Genomic DNA, 18,468 nt, shown 5'->3' on the forward strand with positions numbered 1-18,468 from the left:
GGCACGATGTACCAGCGAATGGTCTTCCTGGAGTCCTTCGACTCGACCAGGGCGACATCCCAGGATTCCGGCCACCACCCCAACCACGCGCAGGCACAGACCGAAGCCCTGCTGTATCTGTTGCTCGGTCACTCCCTCTCCGTCAACAACAGCTACGGCATGGACTCCGTGAGCGTGCTGGAGCTTGTCGACTCCGTGCTCTCCACCCACAGCGAGACCGTCAAGCGGACCAAGGACCCCGCGGCCCGTCAACGCCTGCTTGAAGCCCGCCCGTTCATCGTGTCGTGGTTCGGCGCCGACAACCTGCTGTCGGCCTGCGCCCTGCAGTTCCGGCGAGTCGAACCCGGCGCGAAGTTCTACCTCTCCGGATGGGGGCCGATCAATGACGACGTCGAGGGCCGCCGCGACCTGGCGGATGTCCTCACCAGCGCCGGCGGCGATCCGCGCACACCGCTCAGGACTCCCGGCTGGCTGGAGAGGGACCACCCGAAGCTGGCCGAGCGCTTCGAGATCCTGATCCGGCTCGCCGAATACGCCGGGAACCCCGCCGCGGGCTTCGCGTCAGGAAGCGCCCACATCCAGTTACTGGACTACCTCGACTACTTCATGGACCTGGGCGCCGACGAGGTGAGGGATCTCGCGCTCCAGCTCGGCTGTCCCGCCGACATCGCGCTGAGGATGCGGGAGGAGATCATCCGGCAGAGGACTCTGGTCGATCTCGGCAAGCGTGGCTGGGCACACGACCTGGTGCTGCGGGCTTCCGGCGACGACTCGCGGGAACACGAACAGATCCGCGAGTTCGTGGACACCCTGTACAACGCCGTCCTGGCAGACTCGGCCAGGGCGCAGTCCGGCTACATGTCCTCCGTCCCGCGATCGGACGACCGGGAGCAGCTCAAGCAGGTGAACGCGCTGGCCATGGAGATCATCCGCCGCCGGCGTCACGGTGGCCGGCCCGATCAGCCGGAGGGACGGGTCGAAGCCATCGCTCCCACCCTGTCCGGGGTGTTCACCGCCGCGGACACCCTCACCGGCCTGCCCGCCTCGGCGCTGCGGCAGCTGTTCACCACGTACTGGGCCCTCGTCGCCGACCACGACCGCTGGCCGTCGTGGCAGCAGAGCTGCACCCGGCTGAACGGGCTGCTGGAAACGGTGGACAAGGGGCGGACGAAGAACGCCCTGCTGCCCGCCGCCGCGCCGCGCAACAACCCGGTGGACGACGGCGCTCTGCGCGAGGCATGGGCGGCGCATGTGGAGACACTGCAGAACTTCCTGCCGGACACACTGCGCGACGACGACGGGAGCCTGGCGGTGGGGATCCGTCACGGCGGGACCGAGTACGCGCAGGCGATGGGACTGAACGCCCTTCCGCCCCACGTACTCGCGAACGCCCTCGCTGTCGGCGAGCACCTTTCGAGCATGGCCACCGCCATCGCCGAATGACCGTGCTCCTTCTACCGGGTGGGACGACCAGTGAACGCGCAAGCCGTCAAGGACCTGTTGTACTCGCCCCGGCGTCCCGGGGCGCCCGAGCCGACCCTGCTGCCCTGGCTGGCGCGGCACGCCGACCCCGCGGATCTGCCGAGGCTGGCGCAGGCCGCCGCCGGCCTGGCGGCCACAGTGAACCCGGGATGGCCACCGATCGCCGACGCGGTCGCCGAGGTACTCGCCGACCGCGTCCACGGCACCCCGGAGCTCGCCGCGCTCGTCGAGGCGCTGCCCGCGCTCGCCGGCCATCTCGGCGCCGGGTGCTCCCTCGCGCCGGGCGCCCCGTGGGACCGCCCGGACGTCCTGGTCTACCGGGCGCTCGCCTCCCGGCCGCCCGTCTCACGTCAGGCACCGTCCGCCGCCGAACCCGCGGCCGGGACCGGGAGTCCTGACGACAGCGCGTGGCGCCGTCTGCGTGCCCTCGCCGAAGCCGCTCCCGGCGGCGTCCCGCCTCTGGCCAACCTCTCGCTCCTGGCGGCCCTGCTCACCGGTCGCGCCGAACGGCACGGAGCGCTCATCAACAGCGAGGCGGCGTACCTGCTGCCGTGTCTCGATCCGCCGGGCGGACACGGCGGAGAGCGGGCCGGGCTGGCACTGGCACTCGTCGAGGACGCGCTGGCCGCAGAGGCCGAGTGGTACGCGGTGGCGGTCGCGGCCCGCATCGCGCCCTACCTGGACGAGGAACAACGCTCGCGCCTGCGGGACATCGCCGGGCAGGTACTCGATCCGTGGGGCGAGCGGCTGCGCGAACTCTCCCTGACCGCCCCGGTGCCCTGGCCGTCCGCGCGTGCCGAACTGGCCGCGGCCCACCCCGTGGTGACCGCGCTGGAGCACGCCGCGGAAGGGACCGGGCCGGCCGCCCTGGCCGAGATCTGCGGGCAGGCCACCGACCGCGTCATCGCCCAGCACACCCTCCAGCGGGGCCGGCGGAAGCCGTCCCCGGACTGGCTGCCGTACACGGGGGCCGACGAGTTCGCCGCCCCCGGTGAGCCGGCGCCTTCCTGGCAGTCGCCCGGCTCCGGCCACGGCGGCGGCGGACAGATCCCGTTGTCCGCCGAGAGCCCACCGACGGACACGGCCAGGTACGTCAACGCCGACATCGTCAGGCGGCACGGTCCCACGACCCCCGTGGACCGGTTCCGGCCGCTGAACCCGGGCACCGACTACCTGCTCCGTGTCGGCATCGGCCCGGTGGACGCGGGCTCACTGCTCGACCGGCCGGCGCCCCTGCCGTACGAGGTGCTCCCGCCGACCACCGAGGGTCACTGGCTTGAGGTCGCCGTGGCCAGCGACGACCTCAAGGTGGACCCCACCCCCGCCGACCTCTTCCTCCCCCTGCAAGGGGAGGCGTGGAACTGCCCCTGTACGCCGGGGACTCACCCTCATCGTTGTCACCCCTCCGACCGCGGTCCCCACGTCCTGCTGCGGCTGCGTTCCGCCGACACTCCCGGAACGGGCGGTCTGCGCCTGGGCGTCTACCACCGGGATCACCTGCTGCAGTCCTTCCGGTTCGTCGTGACAACCGGTACCGGTGACGGGACCGCGGCCCCGTCGACGGTGCCCGTGCTGCACGGCGCGGCGGACTACACGGACTCCCTGGACCTCGCGGACATCGCCGCCAGGACTCCCCGGACGCTCAGCGTCGTCACGTACCAGGCGGACGACGGGACGTGCCGGATCTTCTGGAAGGGAGGCCCCGGGGACGGAATCCGGATGCTCACCGGCGAGGGCCAGCTCAGGCAGGCGATGGGTGCCTTCCGCGATGTCCTGCTGAAGGCCCACCTGGAACAGCGGGGCGGGCGCGCGGTCAACGCCTACGCACCGGACAACAGCAGGGAACCGCGAGGGTATCTCGGCGATCTGGTCCGCCTGGCCGTTCTGGGACGGACCCTGCGCGGCAGCCTGCGCGCGACGGCCGGGCCCCTGCTGCCCCTGCTCGGCCCCGGCGACGAGCCCTCCGTCATCCAGATCGCCCGTATTCGCAACTCCGCCTATGTCTTCCCGTGGGCCGGAGTGTACGACCTGCCGCTCGACGACCCGCCCCCGGGCACCGAGGACAGTGACTGGTACGACCCCTGTCCGGTCATCGAGCGCTGGCGCCAGGACGTCATCGAGGCGGGATATCCGCACGCCTGTCCGCACCGTTCCCGCCACCGGGTGAACACCCTGTGCCCCTATGGCTTCTGGGGACTCAGACACATCGTCGAAGTCCCGCCCTCGGCGCACGCGGACATCCCGATCCGACTTGAGATCCCGGTCGGAGACAGCGCCGGCATGGTGGTCGGACGCACGTCGAGCCGCGACCTGGACCACGGAGCGGTCGACGCCCACCTCGGCCGACTGACCGACCGGCTCCGCGACTTCGCCGTCGACCAGTACACCTCCGCCGCGCGGTTCGGCGAGGCACTGGCCAGATCCGACCTGCAACTCGTCTACTTCTACTGCCATGGGCTGCGCCAGTCGCGGCGCGACCAGTACATCGGACCCGTGGTCGAGATCGGCGAGTACGACGAGATCAGCACGCACCAGATCACCACCTGGGACGAGACCCTGTGGACGCCCCGGGAGGACCACTGGCGGGTGACAGCGCCCCTGGTGGTCATCAACGGCTGCCACACGGTGGAGATCTCGCCGGATGCCCTGGTCTCCTTCGTCGACGCCTTCAGCCAGGTCCGGAGCGCCGGGGTCATCGGAACCGAGGTCATGCTGCATCAGAACGTCGCCGCCGAAGCCGCGGAGAGCTTCTTCCGGCACTTCGCCGGCCCGGACCTCCCCGGGGCAGGAGAGGCCCTCCGCCGCATGCGCCTGGACCTGCTCGGCAAGGGCAACGTCATGGGTCTGGCCTATACCGCGTACTGTTCCGCGGACCTGCGCCTGTGCCGGACGCGGACCGGGGAACGCCGGGCGCCCGAATCCGGACGCTGACACGCACGGTGTCCGGCGCGCTACGGCGGAACTGCTTGATCCAGGCCGGCTCGTGGGTAGATTCGACCCGGCGGAGCCAGCACGGTGACGCCCCAGCCGCCGCAGGAGGGACTGAACGTGGACACTTCAGAACGCCGAGCCCACCGTTTGGCCGCTTACGAGAAACTGCTGGCCGACAGGCCCCATCTGTTCTCCAACCCGGATGACGCACCGTTCCGCATCCTGCTCGACGCGAAGAGCCAGAACGACGTCGCCGATGCCTCGGCGGAGATGGCACGCGCGCAAGGACTTCCCGAGGAATTCGGCGACATCGGAGTCATCTACCAGGACCGCTATGTGACGGTGGTCCGCGACGCCGTGCTGTTCCCGTCCGGGGTGCCGGGCGCCTATGTGCGCGTCTGCCCCTCGTCCGACGGGGTCGGAGCCGCGATCCTGCCGGTTCTGAGCGACGGCCGGATCGTTCTCGTACGTCACTTCCGGCACGCGGACCGGCAGTGGCACTGGGAGGTACCACGAGGGTTCGGGGAGCCCGGGGAGCAGGGCGATGTCACGGCCCGCCGTGAGGCCGAGGAGGAGCTCGGCTGCCCGGCACGGGAACTGATCCACCTCGGCGCGATGGAAGCCGACACCGGGATGGCCGCGGCCCGTACCGAGCTGTACCTGGCCCGTCTCGATGAGGACGAGTTCCGGCTCACCCCGTCCGAAGGCGCCACGACCGAGGGAATCGGCGAGGTCAGGGCGGTCGGACCGGAAGAGCTTGAGCAGATGCTCCTGGACGGTGGGATCACCGACTCGTTCACGCTCGCGGCCCTCGCCCACGCCAGGGCCCGCCGCCACCTGTGACCACCGTTCCGGCGCCCGCCGTCGCATACCAGCCATGCGAAGCCGTGATGGCCCTTCGCGCCGCGGAACCTTGTCCGGCCGATGGCGGCGAATCTACGCTGCAGTCGCGCCGCAGGCTGCGGCGGGACGACCGAAGGGCACGGCATGGGACGGCTGACCGGGAAGATCGCTTTCATCAGCGGTACCGGAGCGGGAATCGGCAGGGCCGCGGCGCAGGTGTTCGCCGCTGAGGGGGCCACCGTTTTCGGGTGCGACATCAATCCCGGGGCCGATGCCGAGACGGTGGCGCTGGTGGAGAAGGCGGGCGGGCGGATGCGCTCCCTGTCCCCGGTCGACCTGTCCACGCCCGAGGGCGCCAAGGAGTGGATCGAGGCGGGCGTCGAGGCCTTCGGCGGCATCGACATCCTTTACAACAACGCCTCCGCGCTGCGCAACGGTCCCTTCGAGACCATGCCGGCCGAGGACTGGTACTTCACGATCAAGAACGAACTGGACATCCCCTACTTCTGCACCCAGGCGGCCTGGCCGCATCTGATCGCCCGCGGCGGTGGCGCCGTCCTGAACGTCGCCTCCGTGGCCGCCGTCCGCGGCGCCCCCTTCATGCCGATGGTGCCGCACGGCGCGGCCAAGGGCGGCGTGCTGGCGATGAGCCTGCACATGTGCGCGGCCGGTGCCGAGCACGGCATCCGGGTCAACACCGTGGCCCCCGGTATGACGCGCACCTCGGCCACCGCGCCGTTCCTGGACGACCCCGACGGGCCCAGGGCGGCCCTGGAGGCACGGATTCCGGTCGGCCGGGTGGGACAGCCCGAGGACATCGCCCGGGCGGCTGCCTTCCTCTGCTCCGATGAGGCGGCCTTCGTCAACGGCGCCAACCTCATGGTCGACGGCGGCGACAGCGCGATGGCGGGCTGACATGACCGACGCACCGCACGCGCGCTCCGCCCGCTTCGACCACGTCGGCGTCAACGTCCGCGACCTGGCGGCCGCGACCGCCTGGTACAGCGAGGCCTTCGGGCTGCGCACGTACTTCGAGTTCACCCTGGAGGGCCCGGGGCTGTCCGCCGTGGTCCTGGAGAACATCGAGCACGGCTGGCGCGTCGAACTGCTGGCCAGGCCGGGATCGGTGGCCGGCCTGCGGGCCGCGAATCCGCTGGCGGCGGCCCTGACCGAGGGCTACGGCCACTTCGCCGTCAACGTCCCCGAACTCGACCCGGTCTACGAACAGTTGCTGGCCCACGGGGCGGGCGAGGTCATGAAGCCGGGCCCCTCCCCGCAGCCCGGCTACCGCTTCGCCTGGGTCAGCGACCCCGAGGGCAATCTCATCGAGCTCATCGAGAGCGCCCCGTAGGACGCCCCCGGCGACGCAGCACCACCGCACCAGTGAAGGGAACCATCGTGTCGACCCCGGCAAAGACGCCTGTCCTGGACCGGAGCACGCTCATGGCGTGCTGTCTGGCAGTGGCCATCGCCCAGATGTGCATCACCATCCCCTCGCCGATCAACGGCGACATCACAGCGGCGTTCGGCTCCTCCGGCTCCCAGGTCGCCTGGGTCACCTCCGCGTTCATCCTGCCGACGGCGATCCTGGAGCTGAACTTCGGTGTCGTCGGCGACCTGTTCGGACGTAAGCGGCTGCTCGTCCTGGGAGGCCTGATCCTCGCCGTCGGCGAGCTGGTCGACGCCACCGCCCAGAACATCCAGTCGCTCTGGATCGGCCAGGCCATCGCCGGTGTCGGCGCCGCCGCGCTGTTCCCGTCCACGCTGGCGGTGCTCGCCGCCGCCACGCCCGACACGAAGGAACGGGCCAGGGCCCTGTCGACCTGGGCGCTGAGCATCTCGCTGGCCTCCGCGATCGGCCCCTTGCAGTCCGGCATCCTGGGCACGTACGCGGACTGGCGTTACGCCTTCGTGCCCGCGGCGGTGATCGGCGTCATCTCGTCGGTGGTCTGCCTCAGGTACGTCACCGACTCGCGGGCGCCGGAGGGCCGGTCGCTGGACTGGCCCGGCCAGATCACTGTCGCGGTGGCGCTCACCGCCCTGCTGTGGGCCATCATCGAGGGCGGTGACCTGGGCTGGGGCTCCGTTCCCATCGTGGGCTGCTTCGTCGTCGGAGTCCTGGCCCTGGCCGCCTTCGTCCTGGTGGAGCTGCGCTCCAGGACCCCGATGATGAACCTGTCCCTGCTGCGGATCCCGTCCTTCGCCGGTGCCGCCGGGGTCGCGCTGGTCGGCATGCTGGGCTTCATCGGCACCGCCTACTGCGTCAGCATCCGGCTCGGCGCGGTGATGCACCTGAACGCCCTCGCGGCGGGGATGCCGTTCGTCGTCCTCCAGCTGATCCCGCTGCTCATGGCGCCGGTGCTGAGCCGGCTGCTCGGCGGGGTCAGCCCGCGCCGGCTGCTGCTGGCCGGGCTGCTGCCGATGGCGGCCGGGCAGTTCTGGCTGGCCGCGCTGCCCATCACCACCACCTCGCTGGCCGCGTTCCTCGGGCCGGTGCTGCTGCTCGGTGTCGGCTTCATCTTCGTGATCAGCTCGCTCACCGCGGCCGCTGTCAACTCGGTCCCGCCGGAGCTGACCGGGATGGCCAGTGGAGCCACCAGCCTGGTCCGGGAGTTCGGCCAGGCGCTCGGCCCGGCGGTCATCAGCTCGGTGGCGATGGGGCTGGCCGGGGACGCGCTGATCGGCAAGCTGTCGGGCGCCGCCGCCGCGATCAACGCCGCCGGCGGTCCGCTGGCCGTCGTCAACGTCCCGGCCGCGGGGGCGGCCGCCCAGCTCGCGGCCCGTGACGCCCTGGAGCACGGCCTCGCGGTCGGCGTCACGATCTGCGGTGTCGCCTCGCTGGTCGGCGCCGCCATCGTGCTGTCCGTGGTCCGTTCCACGGCGGCTCCCGAGACGGCCGGGAGCCGCCCGGTGGAGGAGCCGGCCCTCGCCTGAGCCGGCCCTCGCCCGAGGCGGCTCCTGCCCGAGGCGGCTGCTGCCCGAGGCGGCCGGGGGGTCAGGTCGCGGTGGCGGCGACCCGCAGGCCCACGGTCGGGTAGTAGCCGCTGCCGGTCCGTCCCTCGCCGCGGTATTTCGCGGTGCAGCTGTTGCCGTTGGCGTACCAGGAGCCACCCCTGATCGCGTTGACCTGCCGGCCGGCCTCGCCGCCGTTGGTCGCGGTGATCAGGCTCGTCGTCCACTCCCAGCAGTTGCCGGACATGTCCTGGACGCCGTAGGGGCTGACACCGCCGGGGTAGGTGCTCACGGGGGTGGTGTAGCCGCCGGTGCCGGTCAGTTCGTCGTAGACGTCGGTGTAGATGAAGCCGGTGCGGGTGGCGAAGCTGTTCCAGCCGGCGATGTTCCCGGTGCTGCCGACGGAGACGATGTCGGAGATCGGGAAGCTGAGCCCGTACAGCGTGGAGCCGGGGTCGGTGTAGGTGGCCTGTTCCGGGCCGTGCTCGGCGAGGTAGTAGGCCGCGCACACCGCGTTGTAGTTGTAGTCGCAGGTCAGGGTGGGAGCCGTATAGCTCGTACCGGAGCTGTTGCCCCAGGGGTAGGTCAGGGACTGCGGCCCGGCGGCGGCGTTCTCCCACTCGGCCTCGGTGGGGAGCCGGAAGGTCCAGCCGGTGGTCTGCGCGGTCAGCCAGGCGCAGTAGGCCGTGGCGTCCGCGAGGGACACCAGCAGCACCGGGTGGTCGGCCTTGCCGGAGGGATAACCTGCCTCGCTCCAGTAGGAGGGCGCGCTCCGTTCGGTGGCGGCCAGGAACGTCAGGTACTGGGCGTTGGTGACCTCGTACGTGCCCAGCCAGTAGGCGGAGGTGACGGGGGAGGCCTCGCCCGCGCCCCGGGCGTTGGACAGATCGGCGGCGAAGACGAAGGAGGGGTTGGCGGGAACCGGGACGAGTGACTGTCCCGCGACCGTGGTCGCCGCCGACGCGGGGGTGGCGCCGACGGCCACCGCGATCCCCGACAGCCCGGCCGCGCCGGCTCCGGCGAGGCCGAGCAGCCTTCTCCTGCTCGGTCCTGTGCTGGTCGACGCGTCGGTCCGGCCGGTGGCGCCCATGTCGGCTCCTCGGGGGTGAGTCCTGGTGCACGCATGAGCTGATGGTCCATCAAGAACGCTGTTGTGTCGACAGTTTGTGAGCTGTGAGAGTCCTGGGATTCTCAAATGCGGTTCCCTGTCGACAGCAGGTGGGAGCGGACTACGACGCGTCGAGGGCGTTGGTGATGTGCTTGACGCCGCCGTGCGCCGAGTAGCCGCCGTCCACGGTGATCTCGGCGCCGTTGACGTACGACGCCTCGTCGGAGAGCAGATAGACCACCAGCGGCGCGACCTCGTCCGGGGTGCCGGCCCGGCCCTGGGGGGTCATGTCCAGGTGCGCCCGCTGGAACACCGGGTTGGCGGTGGCCATCAGCGGGGTCTCGATGAACCCGGGATGGACGAGGTTGACCCGGATCCCCTTCCCGCCCAGCTCCAGCGCGGCCACCTTCGACAGCCCGCGCAGCGCCCACTTGCTGGCGGTGTACGCCACCGCGTGATGGGCGGTGAGACCGGCTACGGAACCGATGTTGACGACCGAGCCGCCCTCCGGCGCGGTCATGAGGGGCACCAGGGCCTGCATGCCGAGCATCGGGCCGGTGGTGTTCACGGCGAAGGCCCGGTTCCAGTCGTCCAGCGCGACCGAGCCCAGCCGGGCCCGCATGGGGATGCCCGCGTTGTTGACCAGACCGTGCAGCGGGGCGTGACCCTCCCGCGTGAGCCAGTCGGCCAGGGCCTGCCACTGGTCCTCGCGGGCCACGTCGAGGTGGCGGAAGTGGACGTCCAGACCCTCGGCGCGCAGCCCTTCGGCGAGCTTCTCCCCGGCCTCGTCGAGCAGATCGGTGGCGACGACCGTGGCCCCCTCGCGGGCCGCGGCCTCCACCTCCGCCGCTCCCTGGCCCTGGGCGGCCCCGGTGATGACGACGGTCCTGCCCAGCAGGCGATTGCGGCTCACGTTTCCCTCCAGCGTTCGGCGTCCTCACGGACGACGCTAGGTGCACCGGTTCACCGGGGGAAACGCGCGCTCGGTATGGCTGCCATCAGGCCACCGGGCCACCGGGCCACCGGGCCACCGGGTCATCAGGCCGTCAGGTCATCAGGCCGTCAGCCGGAAGCGGCCCGGGTGAACGGCAGGACCGAGGCGTCGTCGTCCCGGATCCCGGCACCGGGCCTGGCGGAGGCGCTGTCGTCCAGCTGGGCGCCGACCCGGCGGATCGTCTCCCGAAGCCAGCGGTGACCGGGGTCGGTGTGGCGGTTGTGGTGCCAGTACAGCGCCTCGATGAGCGGTACGTCGGGGAACGGCGTCGGCACCGACAGGCACCCGACGAACGGCGTGTAGCGGGTGGCGAGCCGCTCGGGCACCAGGGCGACCAGGTCGGTGCCGGCGACCAGGAACGGCAGCACGCTGAAGCCGGGCGTGCTGACCTGCACCTGCGGGGTGATGCCCAGGGTCTCCAGCTGGCGCCCGGCCGGGGTCGGGCTCTTGCCGAAGCCGGCCACCGCGTGCGGCATCTCGGCCAGGTCGCGCAGCGTGAGGCGGCCGTCCCTGACCCTGGGGTTGTTGCGGTCCACGATGCACACGAAGCGGTCGTGCATCACCGTCTCGCTGATCCCGGGCAGGCTGTAGCCGAGCGGCACCACCATCACGTCATGGCAGCGCAGATGCGTCTCGTTCTCCGGCTCGCCGTGCACCAGCGGATGGAAGTCGATCCGCACGCCCGGGGCCTCCTCGGCCAGCACGCGCAGCAGCGGCTCGACGAAGACCGTCATCGCGTAGTCCGACATCACCACCGAGAAACGCTGGCGGCTGCGCGAGGGATCGAACTGCCGGGTCAGCGAAAGCGCCTCGTCGGCCTTGCGCAGGGTGTCCTGGACGACCGGCAGCAACCGCTCGGCGAGCGGGGTGAGTTCGTAGTTGCGGCCGACCCGGACCAGCAGTTCGTCGTTGAAATGACGACGCAGCCGGGCCAGCGAACCGCTCATGGCGGACTGGCTGGTGGAAAGCCGGACGCCGGCGTGCGTGACATTCCGGTCTTCGAGAAGGGCCTCCAGGGCAACCAGCAGATTCAGGTCGATCGCTCCGAGACCCATGGATTCGCTCCTCCGGCCGCTCACGTTTCATTTCGATGAAACGTGAGCGTAACGATGAATTAGCAGGGCGAGGAAGAGTCGAAAGGACTTTCTCAGAATGCGGCCGCAGAACCGATGCCAGCCATCACGCCGGTGGATCGTGCCCCGCCCCGGGCAGGCACACGTGACCCCTGAGCCCCACAGGGCCCAGGGGTCACGGGGTCGGGCGGCTGTCAGGGTCGCGGGGTGCGGCCCCGCTTGCGGGCCACGGGCAGCGGGTGGTCGCCGTTGCCCGGGACGACGCGGTTGCTGATGGTGCCGATCCCCTCGACGGTCAGGGTGACCTGGTCGCCCGGCCGCAGCGGCGGCGGGGTGCGTTCCCCGTTGCGGCCCCAGTGCTCGGCCAGCGCGCCCCAGCCGCAGGTGCCCGAGCCGAGCAGGTCGCCGGGGCGCACCCAGGCGCCGCGCGAGGCGTAGGCGACCATCTCGTCGAAGGTCCAGGAGGCGTTGGCGAGGGTGTCACGGCCGATGAGGGTGCCGTTGAGGGTCACCGTCATCTCCAGGTCCAGGTAGCCGTCGCCGTCCCGCCGGTGCTCCAGCTCGTCGGCGGTGACCAGCCAGGGGCCGAGCGTGTTGGCGAAGTCCTTGCCCTTGGAGAAGCCCAGGCCCAGTTCCCGTTCGGGCTTCTGGAGATCGCGGGCCGACCAGTCGTTGAAGACCATGTAGCCGATGATGTGCTCGCGGGCCTGCCCGGGCGTGAGGTCCCGGCCCGGGCGGCCGATCACCGCGGCGACCTCGATCTCGAAGTCCAGCACCCGGCAGTTCTCCGGCACCGCGACGTCGTCGTACGCGCCGTGGCAGGCGTGCGGATTGGTGAAGTAGAAGGCCGGCGCCCGGTACCAGACCTCGGGGACGTGCTCCAGGCCGTCCAGGCTCTTGGAGACACCCTCGATATGGGCCTCGAAACCCACGAAGTCACGGATGCTCGGCGGAGTGGGGATCGGCGGCAGCAGCTTCACATCCGCCAGGGCGACGGTGCCGGTGCCCGCCAGAGCGCGGATGCCCTCCTCGCGCAGCGCGTCACCGCCCTCCTGGATCAGCGACAGCAGGGTGACGCCGGCGGGCAGCGGGTGGATGCGGTCTTCGAGGACCACACCGGCCCGCTCGGCGCCCTGGTGCTCGTACGTGGCGAAACGCATGCTCTATCGCTCCCAGTGATTGGTGTTCGTGGGCGGCTCGTCCGCCGTGAGGTATCCGGCGAACAGGCCCTCCGGGTCACGCTCGGCGCGGATGGCCCGCAGGCGGGCCCACTGCTGGTCGCCCATGAAGCGCAGCTGGCGGTTGGTGAAGTCGGAGTCGCCGAGATACTGGCCGGCGGTCACCGGCTGGAGGTCGGACATGGCCTCGTTGAGCCAGGCGCGGTGTTCGGCGTCCCTGGATTGGTCGTCGTAGACCACATAGGTGGCGCAGTAGATCTCGCTCTGCATCGAGAAGGCCATGTCGGGCAGCTCGCGCAGCGGCGCCATGCTGAACCAGATGGTGAAGGTCCGCGGCGTCGGGTGGTCGGTGAACGCCTTGCGCATCGCCGGGACGACCTCCTCGGCGGTGCCGGTCAGCCAGGCGTTGTCGACCAGGTAGCGGTGGCCCTCGGGGTTGGCGGTGCGCTGGTTGTGGAGCTGCTCGGCCAGGGTGGTCGGCTGCGCCTCGATGCGCAGCAGCGCCCGGTCGGCGTACGGGTTGGCGTGCAGCGGGGCCAGGGCCTCGGCGGCCTGCTCCGGGGTGTCGGTCATCGACACGCCGGTGACCAGCAGGATCGCGCCGCCGTCGTGACCTGGAAGCGGCTCGGGTGGGGTTTGGGTGACGGCGACGATCTCGACCAGGTCGCTGACCGTGTGGTGGGTGTTGTGCAGCCAGGTCATGACCTCGTCGAAGAGGTCCAGCGGATAGGCGTGCACGGTGTGCGCCAGGTGCTCGGGCAGCGGCCTCGTACGCAGATGGAAGCGGGTCACGACGCCGAAGAAGCCGGGGCCGGCCCCCCGGGCCGCCCAGAACAGGTCGCTGTTGCGGGTGGCGTCGGCCCGGACCAGCTCGCCGTCGGCCGTGACGACGTCGATGGCGGTGATGTTCTCCGCCGCCCAGCCCCAGCCCCGGGCGTTCCAGCCCTGACCGCCCTGGAGGAGGAAGCCGCCGATGCCGACCGACGGGCAGTGTCCGCCGTTGAAGAAACGGCCGAACTGCCCCAGGTACGGGTTGAGTTCGTCACCGCCCTTGACCGAGGGCGTGGCGGTGACGATCTCGGTCGCCGGATCGTACGACAGCTCGCGGAGGCCGCCGAGGTCGATCAGCAGCGCCTCGTCGCGCACGCTCCACGCGGCCCAGCTGTGTCCGCCGGAGCGCACCGCGACCTGCCAGCCGCGCTCCCGCGCCAGCCGTACGCCCTCGACCACGTCCTGCTCGCAGACGGCCTCCAGGACGGCGGCCGGACGGCGGCCGGGGCGCCGGGCGTTGAACACCCGGCCGATGCGGGCTTCCTCGTATCCGTCCTGGCCCGGAAGGTGCAGACGGCCTGTGAATCGGTTCATGGCTCTCATTTGATGGCGATCGGATGGACGGGCCGGCCCGGCGGGGCCGGGTCGGGGCCGTGGTTCGTGGCCGGCAGCGGGGCGGCGACCAGGAGGAACTCGTACACGCCGTCGGCGGCGCAGTCCTCGGCCAGCTCCTCCAGGTCGAAGCCGGTGCCCAGCGGCAGCCGCAGTTCGGGGATGGCGATCCGGCGCAGCGGGTCACCGCCGGCCGCCGGGAGGTCGGGGGGCCGCACCTCGAATCCCCAGGTGTCGGTGGCGGCGGCCGCGATGTCGGTGCCGTGCAGCCAGCCCAGGGTGCTGAACGACATCCCCGGGGCGGCCCCGGCCGGGTAACCGCTCCAGTCGTCCAGGCGGCGGCAGCGGGCCGGCTGACCGGTCCTGATCAGGACGATGTCACCGCGGCGCACCCCGGACGTGGCGCCCTGGGCCTCCACGGTCAGCCGCAGATGCACCTCACGGACCGGGAAACCGTCCGGCAGTTCCGCCCCCGGGCCGGCCACCGCGCGGGCCACGTCCAGCAGCACCCCGCGTCCGGTGAAGCTCTCCGGGGCCTGGCCGCCGGTGTGCCAGCGGGCGGTACCGGCGGGCGCGAGGGAGACCGGTCTGCCGCGCCGTACGAGGCTGGCGGCGTGGGCGCGCTTGCCGTTGTCGAGGAAGTTGAGGGTGCCGAGGGTGTCGTCGGCGCCCCAGCGTCCCCGGTTGCGGTACGCGGAGCGGGCCCTTGCCAGCTCCCCGTCCGAGGCGTCCGTGGCGTCCGTGGCGTCCGTCGCGTCCGTCGCGTCTGCGGTGTCCATGGCTCAGCCCTCCCGGTGGCCGGGGAGCCCCAGCAGCCGGGCCGCGTTGCCGCCGGCGATGTCGTCGCGTTCGGCCGGTGCGAACCCGGCGGCGTCCAGCCGCCGGACCGGGTCCTCCACCCCCATGTCGAACGGATAGTCGGTGCCCAGCACCACCCGGTCCCCGCCGACCGCGTCCACGAGATGGCGCAGCCCGCCCGGGGTGTAGACCAGGGCGTCGAACCACATCCGGCGCAGATAGCTGCTGGGCGGTCGGAGGCACCCGCGGGCGTCCTCGCGGACCTGCCAGGCGTGGTCGGAGCGGCCGATGTACGTCGGCAGATAGCCGCCGCCGTGCGCCACCACCAGTCGCAGCCCGGGGAAGCGGTCCAGCACCCCGGTGAAGATCAGCTGCGACAGCGCCACCGTGGTCTCCACCGGCTGCCCGACCGTGTTGCCCAGATAGTGGGTGGCCAGCCGCTCGGCGAGCGAACAGCCCCAGGGGTGGATGAAGACCAGCGCGCCCAGCTCCTCGGCGCGCGCCCACACCGGGTCGTGAGCCGGGTCGGCCAGCTCGCGGCCGTCCACCGTGGTGGAGACGCTGACCCCGCGCAGCCCGTACCGCGACACCGCCCGCGACAGCTCGGCGACCGCGAGCCCGGGGTGCCGCAGGGGGATCGTGCCCAGGCCCAGCAGGCGGTCCGGGGCCTTGGCGCAGTGCTCGGCGACGGCCTCGTTGGTGGTGCCGGCCAGCCGGGCGGCCAGTTCCCGGTCGGCCCAGTAGTGGTGCATCGGCATGGGGCCGACGACCTGGATGTCCACGCCCATCGCGTCCAGCCGGGACAGCCGGGTCGCCACGTCGGTGAGCTGCGGGCCGAGCCGGCCCAGCTGCGCCCGGTTGGCGGTCAGGCTCTGCGCGGAGTGCGACCGCTGCTCGGCGGCCAGTTCCCCGGCGAAGCCGGCCGTACCGGCCACCAGGGCGTCGGCGGCGGGCACGGCGAGGTGGCCGTGGAAGTCGACGACCGGGACGGGGGAGGTGGCGGGTGCCCGGCTCATCACGCCTCCGCCTGGAGGAAGGCGAGGGTCTCCTGCATGAGGCGGCCCGGGTCGGCGCCCGGTGTGTCCGGGTGGATCTCCCACTCGGCCAGCTTCAGGGAGTTCTCCAGCACCTTGCGGACCCGCGGCATCCGGCGGGCCATGAAGTCCTTGAGCGCGGTCTCCACCGGCGACTGCCCGGTGACCAGCTCGGCCAGTACGACCGCGTCCTCGGTGCACATCGCGGCGCCCTGGGCGATCAGCGGCGGGCAGGCGTGCACCGCGTCGCCGATCAGGACCATCCGGCCCCGGTACCAGGGGGACTCGACCAGGACCGCCTCGATCCAGCGGTAGTCCACCACGGTGTCCTCGGGCAGCGAGGCCAGGACCCGCCCCCAGGTGCCGCCGTATCCCGCGCCGCGCTCGCGCAGCAGCGAGACCGGGGCTCCCGGCCCGATGAGCGAGGGGTCGAGGTTCTCGTCCAGCAGATAGGCGTAGCACTTGTCCTCGGAGATCGGGCTGTACCCCGCCTTGTAGCGCGGCCCGCCGTAGTAGACCTCCGCGCAGTCCATCTCCCGGGGGCGGTCCGCGACCACACGGAAGATGCTCATGCCGACCGGCTCGGGGCCGGTCTCGATCCCCATCAGCGCGCGCATGTGCGACTTCAGGCCGTCGGCGCCCACCACCAGGTCGTAGCGGCCCGCCGAGCCGTCCGTGAAGGCGATGTCGACATGGTCGGGCGACTGCTCGAACGACTCGACGCTCAGCCCGAGGCGCACCCGCACCCCGGCCGCGTACACCGCGTCGCACAGCGCGTTCTGCAGGTCGGAGCGGAGCGCGCCGGTCGTGGAGGGCAGGTCCGCGCCGCCGGTGTGCGGGGTGTCCAGCTCCACGATCAGCGATCCGTCGGCGTTGCGCAGGCGCATCTTGTCGAAGGGCACGGCCTTGTCGAGCACCCGGCCCAGCACACCCACCGTGCGCAGCGCCTTGAGGGCGTTGCCCTGGACGGTGATCCCGTGGCCCACGCCGAACCACTGCGGCGATATCTCGACGAGATCGACGGAGACGCCGCGCTGGGCGAGTGCGAGGGACAGCACACTTCCGGTGATGCCGCCGCCGACGACGAGCACCTTCGAGACAGCCATGGGTCGTTCCTTACAGGTAGGAGTTCGAAAAAGATCAGCCGGTGAAACGCGCGCCGAGGGCGTCGAAATGCTCGACGGCGGGCGGCGAGGCGAAGAACGGCCCGATCAGCTCCCGCCACCGCGCGAAGGCGCCGGATTCGCGGAAGCCCACGGTGTGGGCCTCGACGGAGTCCCAGCCGACGAGCAGCAGGTAGACGCCGGGGCGTTCCACACCGCGCAGCAGCTCCACCCAGTGGAAGCCCCCGGCCTGCGAGATCACCTCACGGGCCTGGCGGAAGGCCGCTTCGAACTCCTCCTCACGGCCGGCCCGGACGGCCAGTTCGGCGTGCTCGACGATCACGTGTACTCCTTGGTTCCGGTCGGTGCCTGGCCCGACCTTCCTTCGCACGTTGACGCACAGTCAACGGATGGAGTCATCGGCAAGGGAGTGGTCATCCATCCCGCACGGCGATGGGCCGGACAACCCCGCTCCCACCTGGGCTTCCGCCCACTGATGCCAGGCATCGCGGATGGGTATTTCCGCTGCCGCCACGGCGCTGCCTAGCGTGGCCGCAACGATGCTGCAACCTCCTGCCCCGATCCGAGGAGCGAACGTGCCAGATCCACTCCCGCTGCCCACCCACGCCGGGCCCTTCGCCGTGGGTACCTTCGGTGCCGGCGCCGGGGCTCCCTTCCCCGGCCTGGTCACCGGACGGCAGGTGCGCGACCTCTCGGACGTGGCGCCCGATGTCGTCACCCTGGTCAAGGACTGGGATGCCTGCCTGCCCCGGCTGCACACGCTCGCCGGCGACTCCGGCGGCACCTGGTACGACCTCGCCGACCTGCGCGTCCACGCGCCCCTGGAGCCCGGCCAGATCCTGCAGAGCGGCGCCAACTACCGCCGCCATGTGGTCGACCTGGTCGCCGCCGAACGCGAGAGCGTGCACGGCGCCACCCCCGAGGAGGCCCGCGCCGACGCCGAGAAGATGATGGACGAACGCGCCCGCAACGGCGTTCCGTACATCTTCCTGGGCAGCCCGCGCGCCATCTGCGGCCCCTATGACGACGTGATCCTCCCGGCGCTCGGCGAACAGCACGACTGGGAGCTGGAACTCGCCCTGGTGATCGGCCGCGAGGGCCGGCACATCGGCCGCGAGGACGCCATGTCGTACGTCGCCGGGTACACGATCGTCAACGACCTCACCACCCGCGACCGGCTCTACCGGCCGGACCTGAAGGCCATCGGAACCGACTGGTTCACCGCCAAGAACGCCGACACCTTCCTGCCGACCGGCCCCTTCCTGGTGCCCGCCGCCTTCGTGCCCGACCCCTCGGACATCCGCATCACCCTGCGGCACAACGGGGTCGTCCGGCAGGACGAGTCCACCAAGGACATGATCTTCGACATTCCGACGCTCATCGAGTACGCCTCCGCCACGACCACCCTGCGCCCCGGCGACCTGCTGCTCACCGGTTCCCCGGCCGGCAACGGCGCGCACTGGGGGACCTTCCTCAGGCCCGGCGACGTCATGGAGTCCGAGATCACCGGACTCGGCAACCAGCGCAACACCTGCGTTCCCGACCCGTACACCCGCTGAGGAGCAGCA

General features: G+C 71.5%; 16 protein-coding genes. 7 read left to right on the top strand and 9 right to left on the bottom strand.

Annotated elements, in window-relative coordinates; all coding sequences use genetic code 11:
* The first annotated feature begins 6 nt into the window (after positions 1–6).
* From RWE79_RS35060 to RWE79_RS35085, 6 genes are all read left to right on the top strand, one after another.
* A complete protein-coding gene (locus tag RWE79_RS35060; protein ID WP_475944123.1) occupies positions 7–1,443 on the top strand; it encodes a hypothetical protein in 1,437 nt (478 codons plus the stop codon).
* Positions 1,444–1,473: 30 nt separating this feature from the next.
* Positions 1,474–4,413: a hypothetical protein gene (locus RWE79_RS35065; protein ID WP_475944125.1), complete on the top strand. Its 2,940-nt coding sequence runs from the start codon at positions 1,474–1,476 to the stop codon at positions 4,411–4,413.
* Between the two features lie 117 nt (positions 4,414–4,530).
* Positions 4,531–5,256 carry an NUDIX hydrolase gene (locus RWE79_RS35070; RefSeq protein ID WP_475944127.1) on the top strand — a complete coding sequence of 242 codons (726 nt, stop codon included), beginning with the start codon at positions 4,531–4,533 and terminating at the stop codon, positions 5,254–5,256.
* A gap of 144 nt (positions 5,257–5,400) precedes the next feature.
* Positions 5,401–6,171: an SDR family NAD(P)-dependent oxidoreductase gene (locus RWE79_RS35075; RefSeq protein ID WP_475944128.1), complete on the top strand. Its 771-nt coding sequence runs from the start codon at positions 5,401–5,403 to the stop codon at positions 6,169–6,171.
* Between the two features lies 1 nt (position 6,172).
* Entirely contained in the window at positions 6,173–6,607 is a 435-nt protein-coding gene (locus RWE79_RS35080) for a VOC family protein (RefSeq protein WP_475944130.1), read from the top strand.
* Positions 6,608–6,654: 47 nt separating this feature from the next.
* A complete protein-coding gene (locus RWE79_RS35085) occupies positions 6,655–8,190 on the top strand; it encodes an MFS transporter (RefSeq protein WP_475944132.1) in 1,536 nt (511 codons plus the stop codon).
* A gap of 61 nt (positions 8,191–8,251) precedes the next feature.
* On the opposite strand, the gene RWE79_RS35090 is transcribed toward RWE79_RS35085, so the two are convergent.
* From RWE79_RS35090 to RWE79_RS35130, 9 genes are all read right to left on the bottom strand, one after another.
* Complete coding sequence (locus RWE79_RS35090) at positions 8,252–9,298, bottom strand: formylglycine-generating enzyme family protein (RefSeq protein ID WP_475944134.1); 1,047 nt, start codon at positions 9,296–9,298, stop codon at positions 8,252–8,254.
* Between the two features lie 139 nt (positions 9,299–9,437).
* Positions 9,438–10,229, bottom strand: coding sequence for an SDR family NAD(P)-dependent oxidoreductase (locus RWE79_RS35095; RefSeq protein WP_475944136.1), 792 nt, complete (start codon positions 10,227–10,229; stop codon positions 9,438–9,440).
* Between the two features lie 149 nt (positions 10,230–10,378).
* A complete protein-coding gene (locus RWE79_RS35100; RefSeq protein WP_475944138.1) occupies positions 10,379–11,365 on the bottom strand; it encodes a LysR family transcriptional regulator in 987 nt (328 codons plus the stop codon).
* A 212-nt stretch (positions 11,366–11,577) separates the two neighbouring features.
* Complete coding sequence (locus tag RWE79_RS35105) at positions 11,578–12,543, bottom strand: fumarylacetoacetate hydrolase family protein (RefSeq protein WP_475944140.1); 966 nt, start codon at positions 12,541–12,543, stop codon at positions 11,578–11,580.
* A 3-nt stretch (positions 12,544–12,546) separates the two neighbouring features.
* The gene (locus tag RWE79_RS35110) at positions 12,547–13,926 is read right to left on the bottom strand and encodes an FAD-binding oxidoreductase (protein ID WP_475944142.1); all 1,380 of its coding nucleotides are present in this window, start codon (positions 13,924–13,926) and stop codon (positions 12,547–12,549) included.
* Between the two features lie 5 nt (positions 13,927–13,931).
* Positions 13,932–14,723 carry a cyclase family protein gene (locus tag RWE79_RS35115; RefSeq protein WP_475944144.1) on the bottom strand — a complete coding sequence of 264 codons (792 nt, stop codon included), beginning with the start codon at positions 14,721–14,723 and terminating at the stop codon, positions 13,932–13,934.
* Between the two features lie 3 nt (positions 14,724–14,726).
* On the bottom strand, positions 14,727–15,758 hold the full coding sequence (locus RWE79_RS35120; RefSeq protein WP_475944146.1) for an amidohydrolase family protein: 1,032 nt from the start codon (positions 15,756–15,758) through the stop codon (positions 14,727–14,729).
* On the bottom strand, positions 15,758–16,882 hold the full coding sequence (locus RWE79_RS35125; RefSeq protein WP_475944148.1) for an FAD-dependent monooxygenase: 1,125 nt from the start codon (positions 16,880–16,882) through the stop codon (positions 15,758–15,760). Before RWE79_RS35125 ends, RWE79_RS35120 begins: the two co-directional genes overlap by 1 nt.
* 34 nt (positions 16,883–16,916) lie before the next feature.
* Positions 16,917–17,222 (bottom strand): antibiotic biosynthesis monooxygenase family protein, encoded by a 306-nt coding sequence (locus RWE79_RS35130; RefSeq protein ID WP_475944150.1) that lies wholly within the window; start codon positions 17,220–17,222, stop codon positions 16,917–16,919.
* Between the two features lie 253 nt (positions 17,223–17,475).
* On the opposite strand from RWE79_RS35130, the gene RWE79_RS35135 reads away from it, so the two are divergent.
* On the top strand, positions 17,476–18,459 hold the full coding sequence (locus RWE79_RS35135; protein WP_475944152.1) for a fumarylacetoacetate hydrolase family protein: 984 nt from the start codon (positions 17,476–17,478) through the stop codon (positions 18,457–18,459).
* Positions 18,460–18,468 lie beyond the last annotated feature (9 nt).

The organism is Streptomyces sp. RLA131, from assembly GCF_056270125.1.